Source organism: Plantactinospora sp. CA-294935, assembly GCF_050936445.1.
Taxonomy (GTDB): domain Bacteria; phylum Actinomycetota; class Actinomycetes; order Mycobacteriales; family Micromonosporaceae; genus Plantactinospora.
In genome coordinates this window covers 4,671,350-4,689,819 of sequence record NZ_JBNJMU010000001.1, presented here as the reverse complement: position 1 = coordinate 4,689,819, position 18,470 = coordinate 4,671,350, and the positions used below count along the sequence as shown (strand labels likewise).

18 protein-coding genes are annotated in these 18,470 nt (G+C 73.2%); 9 read left to right on the top strand and 9 right to left on the bottom strand.

Annotated features, from left to right (window positions below):
• The first annotated feature begins 18 nt into the window (after positions 1–18).
• The 4 genes from typA to ACQEVC_RS20895 all read left to right on the top strand — a co-directional run bounded on the left by typA (position 19) and on the right by ACQEVC_RS20895 (position 4,962).
• On the top strand, positions 19–1,887 hold the full coding sequence (gene typA / locus ACQEVC_RS20910; RefSeq protein ID WP_432880069.1) for a translational GTPase TypA: 1,869 nt from the start codon (positions 19–21) through the stop codon (positions 1,885–1,887).
• A gap of 21 nt (positions 1,888–1,908) precedes the next feature.
• Positions 1,909–2,769, top strand: coding sequence for a serine hydrolase (locus tag ACQEVC_RS20905; protein ID WP_432880067.1), 861 nt, complete (start codon positions 1,909–1,911; stop codon positions 2,767–2,769).
• 24 nt (positions 2,770–2,793) lie between these two features.
• Positions 2,794–3,888 carry a mandelate racemase/muconate lactonizing enzyme family protein gene (locus ACQEVC_RS20900; RefSeq protein WP_432880065.1) on the top strand — a complete coding sequence of 365 codons (1,095 nt, stop codon included), beginning with the start codon at positions 2,794–2,796 and terminating at the stop codon, positions 3,886–3,888.
• A gap of 135 nt (positions 3,889–4,023) precedes the next feature.
• The gene (locus tag ACQEVC_RS20895; protein ID WP_432880062.1) at positions 4,024–4,962 is read left to right on the top strand and encodes an NlpC/P60 family protein; all 939 of its coding nucleotides are present in this window, start codon (positions 4,024–4,026) and stop codon (positions 4,960–4,962) included.
• A gap of 96 nt (positions 4,963–5,058) precedes the next feature.
• On the opposite strand, the gene ACQEVC_RS20890 is transcribed toward ACQEVC_RS20895, so the two are convergent.
• The 3 genes from ACQEVC_RS20890 to pnuC all read right to left on the bottom strand — a co-directional run bounded on the left by ACQEVC_RS20890 (position 5,059) and on the right by pnuC (position 8,244).
• Positions 5,059–6,057, bottom strand: a complete 999-nt coding sequence (locus ACQEVC_RS20890) for a TerC family protein (protein WP_432880060.1) — start codon at positions 6,055–6,057, stop codon at positions 5,059–5,061.
• A 295-nt stretch (positions 6,058–6,352) separates the two neighbouring features.
• A complete protein-coding gene (locus ACQEVC_RS20885; protein WP_432880057.1) occupies positions 6,353–7,582 on the bottom strand; it encodes an AAA family ATPase in 1,230 nt (409 codons plus the stop codon).
• 2 nt (positions 7,583–7,584) lie between these two features.
• Positions 7,585–8,244, bottom strand: a complete 660-nt coding sequence (gene pnuC / locus ACQEVC_RS20880) for a nicotinamide riboside transporter PnuC (RefSeq protein ID WP_432880053.1) — start codon at positions 8,242–8,244, stop codon at positions 7,585–7,587.
• A 107-nt stretch (positions 8,245–8,351) separates the two neighbouring features.
• Here pnuC and ACQEVC_RS20875 point away from each other — a divergent pair, with 107 nt between their 5' ends.
• The 3 genes from ACQEVC_RS20875 (at position 8,352) to ACQEVC_RS20865 (ending at position 10,472) form a co-directional block, all read left to right on the top strand.
• Positions 8,352–8,651: an antibiotic biosynthesis monooxygenase family protein gene (locus ACQEVC_RS20875; RefSeq protein WP_318394578.1), complete on the top strand. Its 300-nt coding sequence runs from the start codon at positions 8,352–8,354 to the stop codon at positions 8,649–8,651.
• 73 nt (positions 8,652–8,724) lie between these two features.
• On the top strand, positions 8,725–9,045 hold the full coding sequence (locus ACQEVC_RS20870; protein WP_432880050.1) for a hypothetical protein: 321 nt from the start codon (positions 8,725–8,727) through the stop codon (positions 9,043–9,045).
• A complete protein-coding gene (locus ACQEVC_RS20865) occupies positions 9,045–10,472 on the top strand; it encodes a DUF6745 domain-containing protein (protein WP_432880047.1) in 1,428 nt (475 codons plus the stop codon). Before ACQEVC_RS20870 ends, ACQEVC_RS20865 begins: the two co-directional genes overlap by 1 nt.
• Before the next feature lie 24 nt (positions 10,473–10,496).
• On the opposite strand, the gene ACQEVC_RS20860 is transcribed toward ACQEVC_RS20865, so the two are convergent.
• Genes ACQEVC_RS20860 through ACQEVC_RS20835 form a run of 6 tightly spaced genes read right to left on the bottom strand, consistent with a single transcriptional unit; the run spans position 10,497 to position 17,396 of the window.
• Positions 10,497–11,369 carry an STM4011 family radical SAM protein gene (locus ACQEVC_RS20860; protein WP_432880045.1) on the bottom strand — a complete coding sequence of 291 codons (873 nt, stop codon included), beginning with the start codon at positions 11,367–11,369 and terminating at the stop codon, positions 10,497–10,499.
• On the bottom strand, positions 11,366–12,976 hold the full coding sequence (locus tag ACQEVC_RS20855; protein WP_432880042.1) for an STM4012 family radical SAM protein: 1,611 nt from the start codon (positions 12,974–12,976) through the stop codon (positions 11,366–11,368). The genes ACQEVC_RS20860 and ACQEVC_RS20855 overlap by 4 nt, the downstream gene beginning before the upstream one ends.
• Positions 12,973–13,809, bottom strand: a complete 837-nt coding sequence (locus ACQEVC_RS20850; RefSeq protein WP_432880040.1) for an STM4013/SEN3800 family hydrolase — start codon at positions 13,807–13,809, stop codon at positions 12,973–12,975. The genes ACQEVC_RS20855 and ACQEVC_RS20850 overlap by 4 nt, the downstream gene beginning before the upstream one ends.
• The gene (locus ACQEVC_RS20845; protein WP_432880038.1) at positions 13,806–15,452 is read right to left on the bottom strand and encodes an STM4014 family protein; all 1,647 of its coding nucleotides are present in this window, start codon (positions 15,450–15,452) and stop codon (positions 13,806–13,808) included. The genes ACQEVC_RS20850 and ACQEVC_RS20845 overlap by 4 nt, the downstream gene beginning before the upstream one ends.
• A 16-nt stretch (positions 15,453–15,468) precedes the next feature.
• The gene (locus ACQEVC_RS20840) at positions 15,469–16,470 is read right to left on the bottom strand and encodes an STM4015 family protein (RefSeq protein ID WP_432880036.1); all 1,002 of its coding nucleotides are present in this window, start codon (positions 16,468–16,470) and stop codon (positions 15,469–15,471) included.
• Positions 16,467–17,396 (bottom strand): STM4015 family protein, encoded by a 930-nt coding sequence (locus ACQEVC_RS20835; RefSeq protein ID WP_432880033.1) that lies wholly within the window; start codon positions 17,394–17,396, stop codon positions 16,467–16,469. Before ACQEVC_RS20835 ends, ACQEVC_RS20840 begins: the two co-directional genes overlap by 4 nt.
• A 294-nt stretch (positions 17,397–17,690) precedes the next feature.
• On the opposite strand from ACQEVC_RS20835, the gene ACQEVC_RS20830 reads away from it, so the two are divergent.
• Both ACQEVC_RS20830 and ACQEVC_RS20825 read left to right on the top strand, forming a co-directional pair.
• Positions 17,691–17,879, top strand: coding sequence for a hypothetical protein (locus ACQEVC_RS20830; RefSeq protein WP_432880030.1), 189 nt, complete (start codon positions 17,691–17,693; stop codon positions 17,877–17,879).
• A complete protein-coding gene (locus ACQEVC_RS20825) occupies positions 17,876–18,469 on the top strand; it encodes an SDR family oxidoreductase (RefSeq protein ID WP_432880027.1) in 594 nt (197 codons plus the stop codon). The genes ACQEVC_RS20830 and ACQEVC_RS20825 overlap by 4 nt, the downstream gene beginning before the upstream one ends.
• Position 18,470 lies beyond the last annotated feature (1 nt).

Here is an 18,470-nt window from a genome sequence, read left to right as displayed (position 1 = left end):
GGCGAGAGGATGGAGGGCATGCAGACCCGCGGGGACCTTCGTAACGTCGCAATCATCGCCCACGTCGACCACGGCAAGACCACCCTGGTCGACGCCATGCTGCGGCAGTCCGGCGCGTTCTCCGCCCGGGCCGAGCCGACCGACCGGGTGATGGACTCCATGGACCTGGAGCGGGAGAAGGGCATCACCATCCTGGCCAAGAACACCGCCGTGCGCTACCTGCCGGCGGACGGTTCCGACCCGGTCACCATCAACATCATCGACACCCCGGGGCACGCGGACTTCGGCGGCGAGGTGGAACGCGGGTTGACCATGGTCGACGGGGTGCTGCTGCTGGTGGACGCCAGCGAGGGCCCGCTGCCGCAGACCCGGTTCGTGCTCCGCAAGGCGCTGCAGGCCCGGCTGCCGATCATCCTCGTGATCAACAAGGTGGACCGGCCGGACGCCCGGATCAAGGAGGTGGTCGACGACACGTACGAACTCTTCCTGGACCTGGACGCGGACGCCGAGCAGATCGACTTCCCGATCATCTACGCCTGCGCCCGGGACGGCATCGCCTCGCTGACCCAGCCGCCCGGCGGCACCGTGCCGGCCGACAGCAGCTCGCTGGAGCCGCTGTTCCGGACCCTGCTCGGCACCATCCCGCCGCCGGCCTACGACGAGAACGCCCCGTTGCAGGCGCACGTGACCAACCTGGACGCCTCGCCGTTCCTCGGCCGGCTGGCGCTGTGCCGGGTCCGCCAGGGCACCGTCACCAAGGGTGAGACGGTGGCCTGGTGCCGCACCGACGGCACCGTGGAGCGGGTCCGGGTCTCCGAACTGCTGATCACCGAGGGGCTGGAGCGCAAGTCGGCCACCTCGGCCGGGCCGGGCGACATCATCGCGGTCGCCGGCATCCCGGAGATCATGATCGGCGAGACCCTGGCCGACCTGGAGGACCCCCGGCCGCTGCCGCTGATCACCGTCGACGAGCCGGCGATCTCGATGACCATCGGCACCAACACCTCGCCGCTGGTCGGCCGGGTCAAGGGTGCCAAGGTCACCGCCCGGATGGTCAAGGACCGGCTGGACCGGGAGCTGATCGGCAACGTCTCGCTGCGGGTCCTCCCCACCGACCGGCCGGACGCCTGGGAGGTGCAGGGCCGGGGCGAGCTGGCGCTGGCCATCCTGGTCGAGCAGATGCGCCGCGAGTCGTACGAGCTGACCGTCGGCAAGCCGCAGGTGGTGACCAGGGAGATCGACGGCAAGACCTGCGAGCCGGTGGAGCGGCTCACCATCGACGCCCCGGAGGAATACCTCGGCGCCATCACGCAGTTGCTGGCCACCCGCAAGGGCCGGATGGAGCAGTTGGTCAACCACGGCACCGGCTGGATCCGGATGGAGTGGCTGGTCCCGGCCCGGGGTCTGATCGGCTTCCGCACCGAGTTCCTCACCGACACCCGGGGCACCGGCATCCTGCACCACGTCTTCGAGTCCTACGAGCCGTGGTTCGGCGAGCTGCGTACCCGGAACACCGGGTCGCTGGTCGCCGACCGGTCCGGGGTGGCGACCGCGTTCGCGATGCTCAACCTCCAGGAGCGCGGCACCCTCTTCGTCGAGCCGTCCACCGAGGTGTACGAGGGCATGCTGGTCGGCGAGAACTCCCGCTCCGACGACATGGACGTCAACATCACCAAGGAGAAGAAGCTCACCAACATGCGCTCCTCGACCAGCGAGGAGACCGAGAAGCTGATCCCGCCGCGCAAGCTCTCCCTGGAGCAGGCCCTGGAGTTCTGCCGCGAGGACGAGTGCGTCGAGGTCACTCCGGTGGCGATCCGGCTGCGCAAGGTGATGCTGGACGCGCCGTCCCGGGCCCGGGCCACCGCCCGGCGCAAGCACGCCGGCTGAGTCCGGTCGTACGCTGCGCAGATGCCCTGGGACGCACTCGAGGTCGAACTGGCGGCGGTACCCGGAACAGTCTCGGTCTACGCGGGTCGGCTCGGCCGCCGGCCGGCGTACACCCGGCTGCCGGACACCCCGCACTACGCGGCCAGCACCATGAAGGTGGCGGTGCTGGCCGCCCTGCACCGGGCCGCCGAGGCCGGTGAGCTGGAGCTGGACGCGCCGGTGCCGGTGGTCAACGAGTTCGACTCGGCCCGGCCGGGCGCGGGCCGGTTCTGCTGCGCGGCCGACTACGACAACGACGAGGCGGTCTGGGCCCGGCTCGGCGGCACCGCGCCGCTGGGCTGGCTCGCCGAACGGATGATCGTCCGGTCCAGCAACCTCGCCACCAACCTGGTGCTCGGGCACGTCGGGCTGCCCGCCGTCGCCCAGGTGTGGGCCGACAGCGGTGCCCGGCACAGCCGCACCCAGCGGGGCATCGAGGACTTCGCCGCCCGGGACGCCGGACTCGACAACCAGGTCACCGCCGCCGACCTGGCCGGGCTGCTCGGCGCGGTCGCCCGATCCCGACTGGCCTCCCCCGGCACCTGTGCCGCGATGCTGGACGTGCTGTTCGCGCAGGAGCGCGGGGAGGACCTGGCCGCCGGGCTGCCGCCGGGCACCCGGATCGCACACAAGAACGGCTGGGTACGCGGCGTCCGGCACGGTGCCGGCGTGGTCTTCCCGGACGACGCGCCCCCGTACGCCGTGGTGGTCTGCACCACCGTGCCGCCGGACGGCGACGCCGACCCGTCCGGCGACGACCGGGACGAGCGGGCCCGTCGGCTCATCGCCCGGGTCTCGGCGCTGCTCTGGGCCGCCCGGCACCGTCTGGGGACCGTCGGCTGACCCGACGGTCGATATGGTGCCTGCATGTCGATCGCCTCGGTACGCACCCACCGGCTCTCCGCTCCGCTGCACACCCCGTTCGTGACCGCACTGCGCCGTACCTCCACAGTAGAGACCCTGGTGGTGGAGGTGGTCGACGCCGACGGGCGGTCCGGATTCGGCGAGGCACCCCAGGTGTGGCGGGTGACCGGGGCGTCGATCGGCGGCGCACAGGCCTGTGTCGAGGAGGTGTTCGCCCCGCTGCTGACCCGGCGTGACCCGGACGACCTGGTGGCCCGGTGCGCGGAGGTACGGCGCGCGGTGGTCGGCAACGAGGCGGCGAAGGCGGCGGTGGACGTGGCACTGCACGACCTGGCGGCCCGGCGGCTCGGCGTACCGCTGGTGCGGCTGCTCGGCGGGACGTCCCGGCGGGTCGCCACCGACGTCACACTGTCGGCCGGGGACGCGGTCGAGTTGGCCGGGGCGGCGAAACAGCGGGTCGCCGACGGTTTCGACGTACTCAAGGTGAAGGTCGGTACGGACGCGGCCGGTGACCTGGCCCGGATCCGGGCGGTACGCGCCGCCGCCGGCCCGCAGACCCGGATCCGGCTCGACGCCAACCAGGGCTGGACGCCCCGGGAGGCGGTCCGGGTGATCCGCGGTGTCGAGGACGCCGGCCTCGACGTGGAGCTGGTGGAGCAGCCGGTGCACGCCCGGGACATCGCCGGGCTGGCCTGGGTGGCCGAGCGGGTGGACGTGCCGATCCTGGCCGACGAGTCGGTCTACGGACTGCGCGACCTGGTCGAGGTGATCCAGCGGCGGGCCGCCGACATGGTGAACGTGAAACTGGCCAAGTGCGGTGGGCTGGGGCCGGCCCGGACGCTGCTGGAGCTGGCCGCCGAGCACGGCCTCGGCACCCTGGTCGGCTCGATGATGGAGAGTCAGATCGGGCTCGGCGCGGCGGCCAGTCTGGTGGCCGCGTACGGCACCAGCGCCGTGTCGGACCTGGACGCCGCCTGGTGGTTGGCCTGGTCGCCGGTGCAGGGCGGCATCCGGTACGAGAACGCCACCGTCGTGTTGCCCGACGCTCCCGGTCTCGGCATCGCCGGCCTGCACCGGACGCCGCCGCCGACGCCCTGACGCCGCCCGCCCCGTCGCCCCGCCGGTCCCGGCCGCACCGCCGAACATGAAGGCAACATTCAGTCGCATGTTGCAGTGCGGCGCTAATTTTCATAGGGTTTCGGGCGAGAGCGGGCGAGGACGGGTGGTACTGACATGGTGCTGCGCTCGGGGCGCGAAGCCGTTGTCCGGGTCGGCGTCGCCACCCTGTGGGCCGGTCCCGAGGCCGTCCGCCCGGTGGACGCACCGGCGCTGTCCCGCCGGACCGACATCGCCGGCTGGATCTCCGGGATGACCGTCGACCAGCGGGACGGCGACTGCGTGCTCAGTCAGCTCCTGCTCGGCGAGCGGGTGCTGGTCGAGGAGGTCCGCCCGGACGGCTGGGTCCGGGTCGTCGCGGTGGAGCAGCCGGCCGCCAGACTCGACCCCCGGGGCTATCCGGGCTGGCTCCCGATCGAGCAGCTCGTCGAGTCCGCCGACCCGGCACCGGCCCCGCCGGATCTGGTCGTCGCGGCGACGGTCACCCGGTTGCACGACGCCCCGTCCGGCGCGGTGGTGCTGCCCGGCGTCATCCTGGGCACCCGGCTGACCAGCGCGGGTCCGGCCCGCGCCGGCTGGCGCCCGGTCCGGGTCCCCGACCACGGGCTGCCGCTCTGGGCGCCCGACAACCATCTCGCCCCGGCACCGACCCGGCTGCCCAGTCCGACCGAGGTACTCGCGGTGGCCAGCCGGCTGCGGGACGTGGTCTATCTCTGGGGCGGCGTCTCGGCGTACGGCATCGACTGCTCCGGCCTGGTGCACCTGGCCTGGCGGCGCTTCGGCATACGCCTGCCCAGGGACGCCGACGACCAGGCGGCGGCGACGGTCCCGGTGCCGCTCGGCGCGGAACGCCCCGGCGACCTCTACTTCTTCGCCCGGCCGGGCCGGCCGGTCCACCACATCGGTATCGTCACCGCGCCCCCCGGCCCGGACGGCGACCGGCGGATGCTGCACGCCTGCTACACCAAGCGGCGGGTCCTGGAGGAACCGATGCCCGCCGACCGGGCCGCGACCCTGGTCGGCGCGCACCGGGTCACCGAGCCCTTTCCTGGCTGAGACACCTCAGCCCCGCCCTCCGCCATCCGGGCCACCCCGGACGGCAAGGGGAGGTGGAGAAGATTCGCTCCCTGACCCGCCGCTCCGGCGCTTACCTCAGGCGACCGGCACCTTCTCGGCTGACCGGCGGTCCCGGCTGGACTTGATCAGGCTGGCCACGGTGGCGATCGCCAGCGTGCCCAGGATGATGGTGAGGGAGAGCCAGATCGGGATGTGCGGCGCCCAGGCGATCGGCGCGCCACCGTTGAGGAACGACAGGTTGTTGCCGGCCAGCGCCTCCAGCACCAGCTTGACGCCGATGAAGCCGAGCACCACGGCGAGCCCGATGTTGAGGTAGACCAGCCGGTCGAGCAGCCCGCCGAGCAGGAAGTAGAGCTGCCGCAGCCCCATCAGCGCGAAGACGTTGGCGGTGAAGACGAGGTAGGGCTCCTGGGTGATCCCGAAGATCGCCGGGATGGAGTCGAGCGCGAAGACCAGGTCGGTGGTGCCGATCGCGATCAGCACGATCAGCATCGGGGTGAAGAGCCGGCGGCCGTTCTCCTGGATGGTGAGCCGGGCGCCGGAGAAGTCCCGGGAGACCGGCAGGGCCCGCCGGCTCCATCGGATCAGGATGTTCTCCTTGAAGTCGTCCTCGGTCGGCTCACCCTGGCGGAAGAAGTTGATCGCCGTGTAGATGAGGAAGGCGCCGAAGATGTAGAAGACCCAGGAGAACTGGTTGATCAGGGCCGCACCGGCCGCGATGAAGCCGCCGCGCATCACCAGCGCCAGCACGATGCCGATCAGCAGTACCTTCTGCTGGTACTGCCGGGGCACGCCGAATCTGGACATGATGATCACGAACACGAAGAGGTTGTCCACCGAGAGGCTGTACTCGGTGAGCCAGCCGGTGAAGAACTCCCCGGCCACGGTGGCGTCGGTGGTCAGGAACAGACCGACCCCGAAGACGATCGCGAGGCCGACGTAGAAGCCGACCCAGAGGCCGGACTCCCTCAGACTCGGCTCGTGCGGTCGTCGACCGATGATCACGAGATCAAGTAGCAGGATCGCCGTCAGCACGACTAGCGAGACGACCCACACCCAGGCGGACACGTTCAAGGCACTCCTCCGGCAGGCACGCGGCACCGCCGTCAGCACGCGGATGACGCGCGTCAGGCGGTGTAGACGGTGGTGACTGTCGGAGGTCTCTTCCGCCATCGCCACGCGGAGACGCCGCGGCGACAACCTACGGTGCCGGGTCCTCGTACCGGTCTACCGGCCGACGACCGTGTTGACGACACCGTCGCGAAGGAATACTCCCCTCCTACAGCGCCATTGTTCACCATTCCCCGCCCGTCGCGCATCTCCCCCTGTGGGGGCGCCTGACTCACCACCGGTAAATCATCCTAGGAACCTAGGTGCACTGGCGGGGCAGCAACGGGTCGGTGAGGGACCAACCCGCCGCCAGCAACGCGTCGCAGGCCAGGATCGCCGCACCCAACCGGTCCGGAAGCGGACCGGTGAGTTCGATCACGGGTACCCCGGATTCGGCCAACACCACCCGAAACCGCTCGGTCATCCAGCCGCGCAGGTGCGCACCGTCCCGCAGGCCGTCGTCGGTGAACGGCACCCCGTGGTGGTCGGTCAGCAGATAGAGATCGGGTCGACGGGCGGCGGCCCGGACCCGGGGTGAGGTCGAACCGAGGTACCGCTCCTCCCAGACCGCGGTGGCCCGGGCGTCGGTGTCGCAGAACAGCAGCGGCCCGCTGCGCCGGGCGGCGGCGTCCTCGGCGGCCTGCTGCTCCCGGACCACCGTCTCGAAGTCGGCCCGGTCCCAGAGCACGTCGAAGATCGTCGCGTCGGGTTCGGTACCCCGCAGCCGGGCCAGCTTGGCGGCGGTGAGTTCCCGGCCGTACTCCGGTACCCAGCAGGTGCCGTAGTGCTCGGCCAGCGCCTCGGCGACCGTGGTGGTGCCGGTGGACTCGGCGCCCACCACCACGATCCGGCGGACGAACCAGGCCCGGACCGGCGCGCCGAGCATCGCCCAGTGCGCCACCGGATCCGCCCGGACCGCCGTCCCGGAGACCGGTACGGCGGCCCGGGCCGGATCGACGGGTACGTCCACCGCGTCGAACCGGCGGGCCAGCTCCGCGCCGTACGCCTCGGAGGAGAAGACCGCGTCGACCCGGGCCGGTCCGACCGCCGCCCGGAACACCGCGCAGTGCGCGTCCCAGGCGGCCGGGTCGGCGTAGTCGACCGGATGGTCGTCGTACCGGCCGACGAACCGGACGTGCCGGTCGGCGGCGTGCACCTCACGCAACCAGTCCAGCCGCAGCTCCAGCGGGATCGACTCCCGCCGGGACGGCGCCACCACCACGGTGACGGCGGCGCACCGGCGGGCCGCCTCGGCGATCAGCGCGTGGTGCCCGGCGTGCGGCGGATAGAACTTCCCCACCACCAGCCCGTGCCCGAACTCCGGTCGGCCCGCCGCCCCCGGCGCCGGGTCCGCGGCCTCCACCGGACCCGCCGCCTGGCCCGCTCGCCCGGGCCGGGCGGCTGCCGGAAAGCTGCCGGTGTTCCGCGCGGTCACCTGGGCCGTCCGGCCGGGCCGCGGTGCGGCGGAGGGGTTGTCGGTGTCCCGCACGGTCACGGGGTGGCGGGGGCCGGGCCGGGCGCCACCGGCCGGGCCGCCGCGGCCGAGAGCCGGCGCAGGTCGGCCCGCCAGTTCCGCAACCCGAGTACGCAGAGCCCGAGGAAGACCACGTACAGCCCGGCGGTGAGGTAGAGCCCCTTGTAGGCGTAGAGCGGGATGTAGACGAGGTCGGCGGTGATCCAGATCCACCAGCTCTCCACCCGCTTGCGGCACTGGCCGTACGTCGCCATCAGGGAGAGCGCGGTGGTCAACGCGTCCGGCAGCGGAACGGTCGAGTCGGTCGCCCGGTCCAGCAGCAGCCAGAGCAGCAGCGTCAGAACCGCGCCGGCACCGACCAGCACCGCCCACTCCCGACGGTCGGTCCGACCGACCACCAGCCGGCTCCGCTGCGCACCGCCGAATAGCCACGCCCACCAGCCGTACAGGCCGAGTCCGACGTAGACGATCTGGAGCCCGGCGTCGGCGTACAGGCCGGCGGTCCAGAAGAGCACCATCAGCAGCAGCACGTTGGCGATGCCGACGGGCCAGTTCCACATCTTCTGCCGGGCCAGCAGCCAGACGTTGAGTACGCCGGTCGCGAAGCCGAGCAGTTCGGCCCGGCTGGTCGGCGTACCCGCCACGGTGAACGCCGTACCGGTCAGCCAGTCGAGCATGGCGCACCTCCCGCAAGATCCTCCGGAGTTCCTACCGTAGGTACCGGCGGGCGGAACGGGTATACCCCGATCGACCAGCCCGGGCCCGTCCGTGCCATGCTGCGATCATGGTGCTGGAGGTTGCGCTGATCGACGTGCTGGCCGGTCAGGAGGAGGCGTTCGCCGAGGCGTACGCCAAGGGTCACGCGACACTCGCCGGCACCCCCGGATGCCGGTCCATCCGGATGACCCGGGGGATCGAGTCGCCGTCCCGGTTCGTGCTGCTGGTCGAGTGGGACTCGGTCGAGGCCCACCTGGAGAACTTCCGGGCTACCGACCGGTTCAGCACCTGGCGCTCGCTGATCGGCCCCTATTTCGCCGCCCCGCCGGTGGTCGAGCACTTCACCGACGTACCGCCGCCGGCCTGACCGCCGACTCGGCGAAACTGTCGTACGCCGTCGCTAGTGTGCCGGGGAGACAACGGTTCCTCGGAGGCGGCGGATGTATCGACAGGGCGACGTGCTGGTCGAGGCGATCGACCCGGCGACGCTGCCGGGCGGGCTCGTCCCGGCCGGGCGTGACGGCCGGGGCCGGCTGGTCCTGGCCCGCGGCGAGGCGACCGGGCACGCCCACGTGGTGACCGGGTCCGGGCTCACCGCCTGGGCCCTGCCCGACCAGGTCGAGCCGGCGTTCCTGGTGATCGAGGGGTACGGCCGGCTCGGCCACGAGGAGCACGGCCCGATCGCCCTGCCGGCCGGCACCTACCGGGTGGTGCGGCAGCGGGAATACCTGCCCGGCAGTTGGCGACCGGTGGCGGACTGATGGACACCGACGCCCTGCGCCGGGATCGGCCTGCTGCCACCGTCTCCATACCGATCGCGGCCGGCGCCGACGAGCGGGCCGACGGGGAGGCGGCCCGGCTCGCGCGGGTCGCCGACACCTGGCTCGCCCACGGGCTGGCCACCGGGCCGGCCGATCGCCCGGTGGCCGAGGCCGCCGTCCGACGGGCCTATGCGGCGGCCGGACTGGCACCGCCCCGGCAGGTGTTCTGGCTCCCGTCGCCGCGCGCCGGCGCGCTGGCCGCCGCTCTGTTGACCGGGGCGGCCCCGTCGACCGATCCGAATACCGGCACTGCCGGCCCCGGCGGGTTCGGGGCCGCCGGGTCCGGCGGGTTCGGGTCCGGCGGGTTCGGGTCCGGCGGGTTCGGGTCCGCCGGGTTCGGGTCCGCCGGGTTCGGCGGATCCGGCGGGTTCGGGGGGATCGGGGCCGCCGGGTCCGGCGGGTCGGCGTCGGCAACCGCTCCGGTGCCCGGCGGTGACCCGGCCGGCTACGACCAGGGCGGCGGTGGGCTGGCCGAGGCGGTCGCCGAGGTGTTGGCGGCGCTGCGGACGCAGGGCGGCGAGCCCGGGGTGACCGATCCCGGCCAGCCGCTCCGGCCCGCCCTGCGCACCGCGCCGTGGGCAACGGCGCGGGCCGCCGCCGTCGAGCGGCTCGGCCCGGCCGGCTGGGCCGCGCATTGGGCGGCCGGCGGGCGCCGCACCTGGCACCTGCTCACCGACCGCGTCTCCACGCCGCTGCGCAACCAGCTCGGCGCCGACCTGACGGCGCAGGTCGACGACGCGTTCACCCGGCGGGCCCGGACCGGGCTGCTCGACGCGGTGCCGGGCCAGCACGACGCGGCCTGGCTGGCCGCCTTCGACGGCGAGCCGGGGCTGGCCGGTCTCGCCGGGGTCGCCGCCGCCGCCGGCTGGTGGTGGCCGTACGAGCGGCTGGTCATCCTCACCGAGCGGCCGACCCGGCTGCACCGGGACAATCTCGGTCGGCTGCATCACGACGACGGTCCGGCACTGGCCTATCCGGACGGGTTCGGGCTGCACGCCTGGCGGGGGATGCCGATCCCGGCCGAGGTCGCCGCCGAGCTGCCGACGCTGACCGTGGAACGGATCCGGGCGGAGCGCAACGCCGAGGTCCGCCGGGTGATGCTGGAGCACTTCGGCTACGACCGCTACCTTCGGGAGAGCCGGGCGACGGCGGTGCACCGCGACGAGTACGGCGTGCTCTGGCGGCTCAACCTGCCGCAGGACGAGCCACTGGTGATGGTGGAGGTGGTCAACGCCACCCCGGAGCCGGACGGCACCCGGCGCACGTACTGGCTGCGGGTGCCGCCGGACACGCGTACCGCGCGGGCGGGTGTGGCCTGGACGTTCGGGGTGGAGCCGGAGCGGTATGCGCCGTTGGTGCAGACCTGACCGCAGCCCGGCCGCCCCCCGGGTTCAGCCCAGCGCCACGGACGGTACGCCCCAGCGGGCCGGGATCCGTTCCAGCACTCCTGAAGCGAAGACCTCGTACAGCGGCAGGGTTCGCAGGTGGACATAGCCGATGTGGCAGTCGCAGGCGGTGTTCGGGCACGGCCGGGGCCGCAACGCGGCGCGGTACGACCCGTCGTAGAGGTTGCCCAGCGGTGTCTCCACGAAGTGGCAGCGCCGCACGGAGCCGTCGCCACGCACCGAGATCACCGTCTCGCCGGCCCGGCAGGGCGCACCGGCCGACGGATGCGGCCGCACGCTGTAGCCGAAGAGCGGGTCGAGCCCGGTCCAGGCCGCCTCCTCGGCGGCGGTGTAGGAGTACCCCTCGGCCGCGTTCACCCAGAGGTAGACGTCGGCAGGGAGCGCCGCGCGGACCGCCTCCGCCTCGGCGAGCTGCTCCGGCAGCCCGACCACGCCGACCGAGTACCGCACCCCCAGCTCGCTGAGCCGGGCGCAGCGGTCGAGGAAGGTCTCCCGGCGTACCTGTCCGGGATGGTAGGTGGCCCAGAGCGCGACCGTACGCCGGTCGGCGGCGGCCAGCCAGTCCAGCCGGCAGGCCAGGTTGGTCTGAATCGCCACCCGGTCCAGGTGCGGCAGCCGGGAGAGCGTCACCAGCGCCTCCCGGTACCAGGACCGGGACAGTCCCTCGCCCCACGGCGTGAAGAGCACCGACAGGCGGTCGTCGTCGGGGTTGCGGGTCGCCCAGTCGACGAACCGGCCCAGCGCGGCCCGGTCGGCAGCGAGTTCGGCCCGGCTGTCGCGGCGCTTCGCGAACGGACAGTAGGGGCAGTCGTAGTTGCAGCTCGCCAGCGGGCCGCGGTAGAGCACCGAGAGGTTCATCGGAGCGGGTACTCCGCCATCGCCCGGCGGACCGGGCCGGAGACCAGCCACGGCCCGATCGCGTCGGAGCGTTCCAGCCCGGCCTCGGTCAGCGCGGTCCGGCCGTGCACCGAGGTCAGCCAGCCACGCTCGGCGAGCCGGTCGAGCTGCGGAAAATCGTCGTCAATTCGGCTGCCGAACCGGTCGAGATAGCCGGCCGGATCGAACCCCTCCGCCCGGAGCAGTGACTTGACCAGCCAGCGGCGCCGCTGTTCGACCGGGTCGAGCCGGAAGCCGACCTCGGCGACGTCGAAGTCGACGGCGGGCCGGCGCAGGTAGTCCTCGATGATGCCCCGGACGTGCCGGACCCCGACCGCGTAGTCGAACGAGTAGTGCAGGTCGGTGGTGTAGGACCGGGCCCCGCACCCCAGCCCCAGCATGCCGTCGTCCTGGCAGCAGTAGTCCGGCCCGGCCCGCCCCGGATCGTCGGCGGTCAGCCGGGGCCCGTCGGAGGTCCACCCGGGCCCGCCGAAGGTCCGCCCTGGGTCGTCGGAGGTCAGCCGCGGCCCGTCGGAGGTCCACCCGGGTCCGCCGAAGGTCCGCCCTGGGTCGTCGGAGGTGCGCACTCGGTCGTCGGCGGGCCGCACTCGGTCGTCGGAGGTCAGGTCGGCGCGGCGGAAGTGCCGCAGCGAGAGCTGCCGGTAACCGGCGGCCCGCAGCGTGTCCCGGCCCTGCCGGTACAGCGCCAGCCGCTGCGCGTCCCACGCCGGGTCGGCGCCGTCCGCTGTGGAGGGAATCCGGCCGAGGCCGGTGAGCGGGCGGACGTAGAGCGGATAGAGGAACACCTCCTCCGGCCGCCAGCGCAGTGCGGACGAGATCGACTCGGCCCAGGTCGCCGAGGTCTGACCGGGGATCCCGTAGATCAGGTCGAGGTTCAGCTCCGGGATGTCGTACGCCCGGATGGTGTCCAGGGCCCGTTCGACCTCGGCGCGGCGCTGTGGTCGCCCGGCCGCCCGCGCCTCGCTGTCCAGGAAGCTCTGCACCCCGATGCTGACCCGGGTGGTGCCGCGCTCGGCCAGCACTCCGATCCGGTCGGCGGTGGCGGTGGCCGGGGAGGTCTCCACGGCCATCGGCACCGACCCGAGCCGGGCGCCGAAGCCGGCGAGCAGGTCGAACATCGCGGTCAACTCGGCCGCGTCCAGATAGGTCGGGGTGCCGCCGCCGACCGCCACCCGGGCGTACCCGACGCCGTCGCCGAGCGCCTCCCGGACCCGGTCGGCCTGCCGGGCCAACTGGTCGAGATAGCCGCGCACCTGCTCGGCGGGCGGGTTCGAGCGGGTGAACAGGTTGCAGAAGCCGCAGCGCATCTCGCAGAACGGCACATGCAGGTAAAGGAAGAGGGCGTCCCGCCGCTCCCCCGCCCAGACCTCACGCAGCGCCGGGCGCGGTCGCAGCGGCCGGTACGCCGTCTTGTGCGGGTACGCGTACAGGTAGCCCTGGTACGGCGACCCGTCCAGCGAGTTGGTGACCCCGACTGAACCGTCTTCAACCTCCCCCTGCGGTCCGTCCTGGCCGCAGGTGGACGTCGGGGCGCGACCGCCGCGCGGTGCGGGTCGAGAAAGGTTCACTGTTCCGGCCCGGGCCAGTCGCCGGGCTTGCCCCAGTCCCCCGGTTCGAGGACGAACTGCCCGTACGGGACCGTCCACACCACCTCGTGACCGAGCCGGTGACCGCTGTGCCCCTCCTCGCCGTACGCCGTGCCGTGATCGGAGCAGAGCAGCACCAGGCAGGGCCGGTCCCGGGAGGTGGCGAGGGCGAAGAGCCGCCCGATGTGCCGGTCGACGTACTCCAGCGCGGCGGCGTGACTCTCCCGGCTGTCCCGGTCGGCGCCGGGCAGGTAGTGCCGGTTCGGCTGGTGGATCGCGGCGACGTTGACGAAGAGGAAGAGCGGCCGGTCCTCCGGCACCGTCGGCAGCACGGTGGCGATCCGGTCGAGCTGCGCCTCGAAACAACGCGGTGCGGAGACGCCGAACTCGGGCTCCCAGTGCGCCTCCGTGAAGAGGGCCGGCAGCACGCCGCCCAGCGGCGACTTGCCGTTGAAGAAGCCGACCCCGCCGACGCAGACGGTGTGGTAGCCGGCCCCGGCGAGGGCCCGGACCACGTCCGGGGCGTCGAAGGTCCAGGTCTGCTCACCGGTGGTCTCGCTGCCCGGAAAGGCCGCCGCGAAGAGCCGGGTGTGCGGGCCGGGTGTGGTCGGCGTGGGCAGGAAGCCGGCGAAGAACGCCTGGTGCGCCGCGTAGGTGAAGCTGGCCGGACTGTGCCGCCGCTCCCAGACTCCGCCGGGCAACGCGCGGACCAGGTTCGGCGTCCGCCCGGCCCCGGCCAGCTCCTCGGCCACGTCGTAGCGGAGTGTGTCCAGGGTGACGAACAACAGGTCGTGGCTGCCGATCAGCTCCTTCATGCCGCCCTCCCCACCTTTCTGTCACGTCCCGGGTTCTCATGCTGCCCAATGCCGCCGTCGCCCGCGCGCCGGGGCCCCCACCCGTCCGACCCGGCCGCCGACTCCGGCGGCGCCGTCGATGCCGACTCGGCCGCCGTTCCAGTCCCTGTCGTCGGCTCCGGCTCGGCGGTCGACTCCAGCAGGGTCGGCCCCAGCAGGGTCGGCCCCAGCAGGGTCGACTCCAGCAGGGTCGACTCCAGCAGGGTCGACTCCAGCAGGGTCGACTCCAGCAGGGTCGACTCCAGCAGGGTCGGCGCGGTGGCCCGCCACCGGTCGAACCGGCCGGTCCGCAGCGCGTGCAGTTCTGCCGCGTAACTGTCCCGGCCGGCGGGGTCGGAGAGCCCCGGCAGCAGGTCGCCGAAGGCGTTCACCTCGGCCACCGCGTGCCGCTGCCAGCCCGTACCGATCAGCAGGTCCACCCCGACGTGCAGGCTGCCCGGGAAGCAGGCGGCGGCACGGACGCAGCTTTGCAGCGCGGCGGCGTACGCCGACTCGCCCATCGCCGCCCGCAGCGCGGACAGGTCTGCCCGGGCGTTGCCGAGGTGCAGGTTGGTCAGCGGGCCGGGGCTGGCCCGGACCACGACGTGCTCCGGGCGACCGGCGACCACCAGCACCCGCAGGTCGATCGTCCGGTCCCCCAGCCCGGCCTTGGGAAACCAGCGCTCGACGTGCAGGCCGTCCGGGGCCAGCCGGTCGACGATCGCCGCGATCTGCCGCTCGTCGGTGTAGTCGCGGACCCGCAACGAGTTGTAGAGCTTGCCGCCGGCGGTCAGCTCGACCGAGGTGGTGGCCCGGATCCGGCCCGGCGCCACCTGAAGGGCGAGCACCCCGGACGCGGACGAGCCGTGCGCCGGCTTGACGAAGACCCGGGACCAGCCGGCGGCCCGCATCGCCGCGCGCAGCTCCGGGTAACCCCCGGTCGAACCGGCCTGCCCGGCCGATCCGACCGAAGTGGACGGTGACGGCGACGCGGACGGCACCGTGGGCCCGGGTGACCCCACGGGTCCAGGTGGCACCGCCGGCCCGGGTGACCCCGTGAGCCCAGGTGACCCCGTGAGCCCAGGTGACGCCGCCGGCCCGGGTGACCCCGTGAGCCCAGGTGACCCCGTGAGCGCAGGTGGCACCGCCGGCCCGGGTGACGTCACGCGTCCAGGCGACGCCGTGGGCGGCGCGGATGGTGCCGTGGGCAGCGCTGGCGGCACCGGCACCCGGGCGGCGGTCAGCCGGGCGTGACAGGTCCGCTTGTCGAACATCGCGAGTACGTCGTCCGGGTCGTTGAGCAGGGTCGCTCCGGCGGACCGGGCCGCCTCGCCGAGCCGGCTCAGGGCGGCGCGGAATCCGGCGTACCAGGCGGCGAGGCCGACGATCTCGCCGTGCTCGGCGGGCCGGTCGGCACCGCGCAGCAACCGGTCGACCTCGGCATCCTCGCCGGGCGAGTCGATCCGCAGCACGGCCGCCCGGGGCAGCCGGACCGGACCGGTCGCCAGCCGCCGCCAGGGCAGCACCACCACCGGTACGCCCGCCTCGGTAGCGGCGGCCCGGAACAGCGTGACCCGACGGTTCTCCGGGTTGCCGACGATCACCAGCGGGGCCCTGCCAGTCATCCGTCGATCATGCCAGTCACTCCCCGACGGCCACGTACCGGTCGCCGTACCCGTCGGGCAACGCCGCCTCGGTGAGATCGACCTCGACCCCGGGCAGCGCCGCGACCAGCCGATCGGTCAGCTCGGCGCCGAGGTAGTGGTGGTGCAGGTCGAGCCGACGCAGATGCGTCAACGGCTGCCCCGCCAGCAACGCCGCCGCCCCCTCGTCGGAAAGAATCCCCAACGACAGATCCAACTCCCGCAACCGCGCCACCACCGGCGCACCCGCCACCGCCGCCGCCACCTGATCGGCGATCTCCGCGTTACGCAACCCCAACGACCGCAACGCCGGCAACCGCGCCCCACCCAGAATCGGCCCGAGATCCTCCACAGTGGCGTCCCCGCCCCAACGGCCGGTACCGAGCCAGAGCTCCAGGTGCGCCAACGCGGGCAGATCGGAGTCGGCGATCCCCCGCACCACCCCGGCCGGCAGACCCGCCGACTCGACCACCAGCTCCCGCAGCGCGCCGTGCCGGACGGCACCGAACTCCAGGCCGGTACGGTGCTCGGCGTCGGTGTCGCCGCTCCGGATCCGCAGGACCTCCAGCCCCGGGTACGCGGCCATCAGCGGCGCGACGTCGCCCTGGCAGATCCAGGACAGCTCGCACTCCTCGGCCGGGATGTCGCCGAGGAAGAGCGCCCGCAACCCGGTCAGCCGGTCGGCGGCGGCGCAGAGCTGGCCGATCGGTGCCGCGTTCATCGCCGCGTAGCCCCAGGTACCGATCACCAGGGCGCGTACCCCGGCCGGATCGACCAGGTCGAGGAACTGCTCGAACGCGTGCCGGAACATCCGAGAAGGACCGTAGTCCCAGCCCTCGTCCTCCTCCCACGCCTCGATCCGCCAGGCCACCGAGCCGGGGTCGGCCGGCAGTTCCGCCTCGGGAACCAGGCGCGGCGGCTCGTCCTCCCAGTTCTGACTCAGCCGGAAGACCGGCAACCCGGCGAACTCGGTGGCGTGCCCGGTGAAGCTGGTCCTCACTCCGCCACCGCGATGTACCGGTCGCCGCCCCGGCCGGGGCGCTGCACGTCGGAGAGGTCCACCTCGACGCCCGGCAACTCGGCCACCAGCCGGCCGGCCAGCTCACCGCTGAGGTAGTGGTGGTGCAGGTCGAGGCGACGCAGATGCGTCAACGGCTGCCCCGCCAGCAACGCCGCCGCCCCCTCGTCGGAAAGAATCCCCAACGACAGATCCAACTCCCGCAACCGCGCCACCACCGGCGCACCCGCCACCGCCGCCGCCACCTGATCGGCGATCTCCGCGTTACGCAACCCCAACGACCGCAACGCCGGCAACCTCGCCCCACCCAGAATCGGCGCCAGATCCTCCACAGTGGCGTCCCCGCCGTACTGGTCGGTGCCGAGCCACAGCTCCAGGTGTTCCAGCGCCGGCAGATCGCACTCGGCGATCGCCCGGACCACGTGCCCGGGCAGGCCACCGGCCTCGATCGCCAGCTCGCGCAATGCGGTGTGCCGGGTCGGGGTGAGGGTCAACCCCTCGGTCGCGCCACGGATGCGGAGGATCTCCAGCCCCGGGTACGCCGCCAGCAGCGGGGCCGGATCGGCCTGGGTGATCCAGGAGATCTCCGACTGCTCCATCACCATCTCGCCCATGAACAGCGCCGTCAACCCGGTCAGTCGCGGCGCCAGTCGGACCAGCAGATCGACGGGGGCGGCTTCCTCGTACGCCTCGCCCCAGTCGCCGACGATCAGTGCGGAGACCTTGGCGGGGTCGACGGCGGTCAGGAACCGCTCGGTCAGTTCGGCGAAGTCTCCGTCGCTCTGCGGAAAGTCGGTGAGGCTGAGCCGCCAGGCGACCGTGTCGGGCGCCACGTCCGGCAGCCGGGCCGGCTGGAAGTCGACCACCGGCAGGCCGGCGAATTCGGTGATGTGCGAATTGATCGTCATTGGGGGACTCCGGTAGGGCTCGGGGGCGGCAGAACCCTAACAAGACGGCCCGACATCCGTCCCGCCCGTCGTGGCACCGACATGCGGCAGTTCCCCGGGCAGCCCGCTCGGGCTCGGCTGGACCGACGGCCACGACCGGGCGCCCGCCGTTTCCAAACCGCTCGGCAGGCCGGCCGCCGAGCACGCGGTGTGCCGGCCGGGCGGTTCACCGGGCGCCGGACCGTCCAGCTAGCCGGGCGTTGCGCCGGCAGTTCCTGCTGGCCGGGATCGGACGGATCGGGTTGACTCTGCGGCATGGAGGAACGGGTCGCGTTGATAACCGGGGTCAGCCGCCGGGTCGGGATCGCCGCCGCGGTCGCCCGGCGGTTCGCCGCCGCCGGCTACCGCCTGCAACTGACCGGCCTGCCCGGTACGACGAGGCGCAGCCGTACGGCGGCGACCCCGAGGGCGTCCCGGGGCTGCTCACCGAGCTGGAACAGGTGACCGGCGACCCCGACGTGGCCCGGTACCGGGCCGCCGACCTGACCGCGCCGAGCGCCCCCGCCGAACTGGTCGAGACGGCGGTACGCACGCACGGCCGGCTCGACGTGCTGGTCGCGGCGCACGCCTACTCGACACACACCCCGCTCGGCAAGCTCGACGCGGACGAGATCGACCGGCACCTGGTGGTCAACGTGCGGGCGACCCTGCTGCTGGCCGAGGCGTTCGCCGCGGCCTTCGACGCCGGCTCCGGAGGGCGGCTGGTGCTCTTCTCCAGCGGCCAGCGCCTCGGCCCGATGCCCGGCGAGCTGGCGTACGCGGCCAGCAAGGCCGGGGTGGAGAACCTGACCCGGCAGTTGAGTCCGCTGCTGATGCCGAGGGGCATCACGGTGAACTGCGTCAACCCCGGGCCGACCGACACCGGCTGGGCGTCGCCCGATGACCTGGCCGCGAGCGGGAATCTCTTTCCGGGCGGCGAGTGGGGACGGCCGGACGACGCCGCCCGGCTCGTCGAGTGGCTCTGCTCGCCGGACGGCCGCTGGATCACCGGACAGGTGATCGACTCCGAGGGCGGCTTCAACCGGTACGGCTGAC

Excerpts from the sequence above, each read along its gene's own strand:
- typA (WP_432880069.1), top strand. The coding sequence starts at position 19 with ATGCAGACCCGCGGGGACCTTCGTAACGTCGCAATCATCGCCCACGTC.
- ACQEVC_RS20905 (WP_432880067.1), top strand. The coding sequence starts at position 1,909 with ATGCCCTGGGACGCACTCGAGGTCGAACTGGCGGCGGTACCCGGAACA.
- ACQEVC_RS20900 (WP_432880065.1), top strand. The coding sequence starts at position 2,794 with ATGTCGATCGCCTCGGTACGCACCCACCGGCTCTCCGCTCCGCTGCAC.
- ACQEVC_RS20895 (WP_432880062.1), top strand. The coding sequence starts at position 4,024 with ATGGTGCTGCGCTCGGGGCGCGAAGCCGTTGTCCGGGTCGGCGTCGCC.
- pnuC (WP_432880053.1), bottom strand. The coding sequence starts at position 8,244 with ATGCTCGACTGGCTGACCGGTACGGCGTTCACCGTGGCGGGTACGCCG.
- ACQEVC_RS20875 (WP_318394578.1), top strand. The coding sequence starts at position 8,352 with ATGGTGCTGGAGGTTGCGCTGATCGACGTGCTGGCCGGTCAGGAGGAG.
- ACQEVC_RS20870 (WP_432880050.1), top strand. The coding sequence starts at position 8,725 with ATGTATCGACAGGGCGACGTGCTGGTCGAGGCGATCGACCCGGCGACG.
- ACQEVC_RS20865 (WP_432880047.1), top strand. The coding sequence starts at position 9,045 with ATGGACACCGACGCCCTGCGCCGGGATCGGCCTGCTGCCACCGTCTCC.
- ACQEVC_RS20860 (WP_432880045.1), bottom strand. The coding sequence starts at position 11,369 with ATGAACCTCTCGGTGCTCTACCGCGGCCCGCTGGCGAGCTGCAACTAC.
- ACQEVC_RS20850 (WP_432880040.1), bottom strand. The coding sequence starts at position 13,809 with ATGAAGGAGCTGATCGGCAGCCACGACCTGTTGTTCGTCACCCTGGAC.
- ACQEVC_RS20845 (WP_432880038.1), bottom strand. The coding sequence starts at position 15,452 with ATGACTGGCAGGGCCCCGCTGGTGATCGTCGGCAACCCGGAGAACCGT.
- ACQEVC_RS20835 (WP_432880033.1), bottom strand. The coding sequence starts at position 17,396 with ATGACGATCAATTCGCACATCACCGAATTCGCCGGCCTGCCGGTGGTC.
- ACQEVC_RS20830 (WP_432880030.1), top strand. The coding sequence starts at position 17,691 with ATGGAGGAACGGGTCGCGTTGATAACCGGGGTCAGCCGCCGGGTCGGG.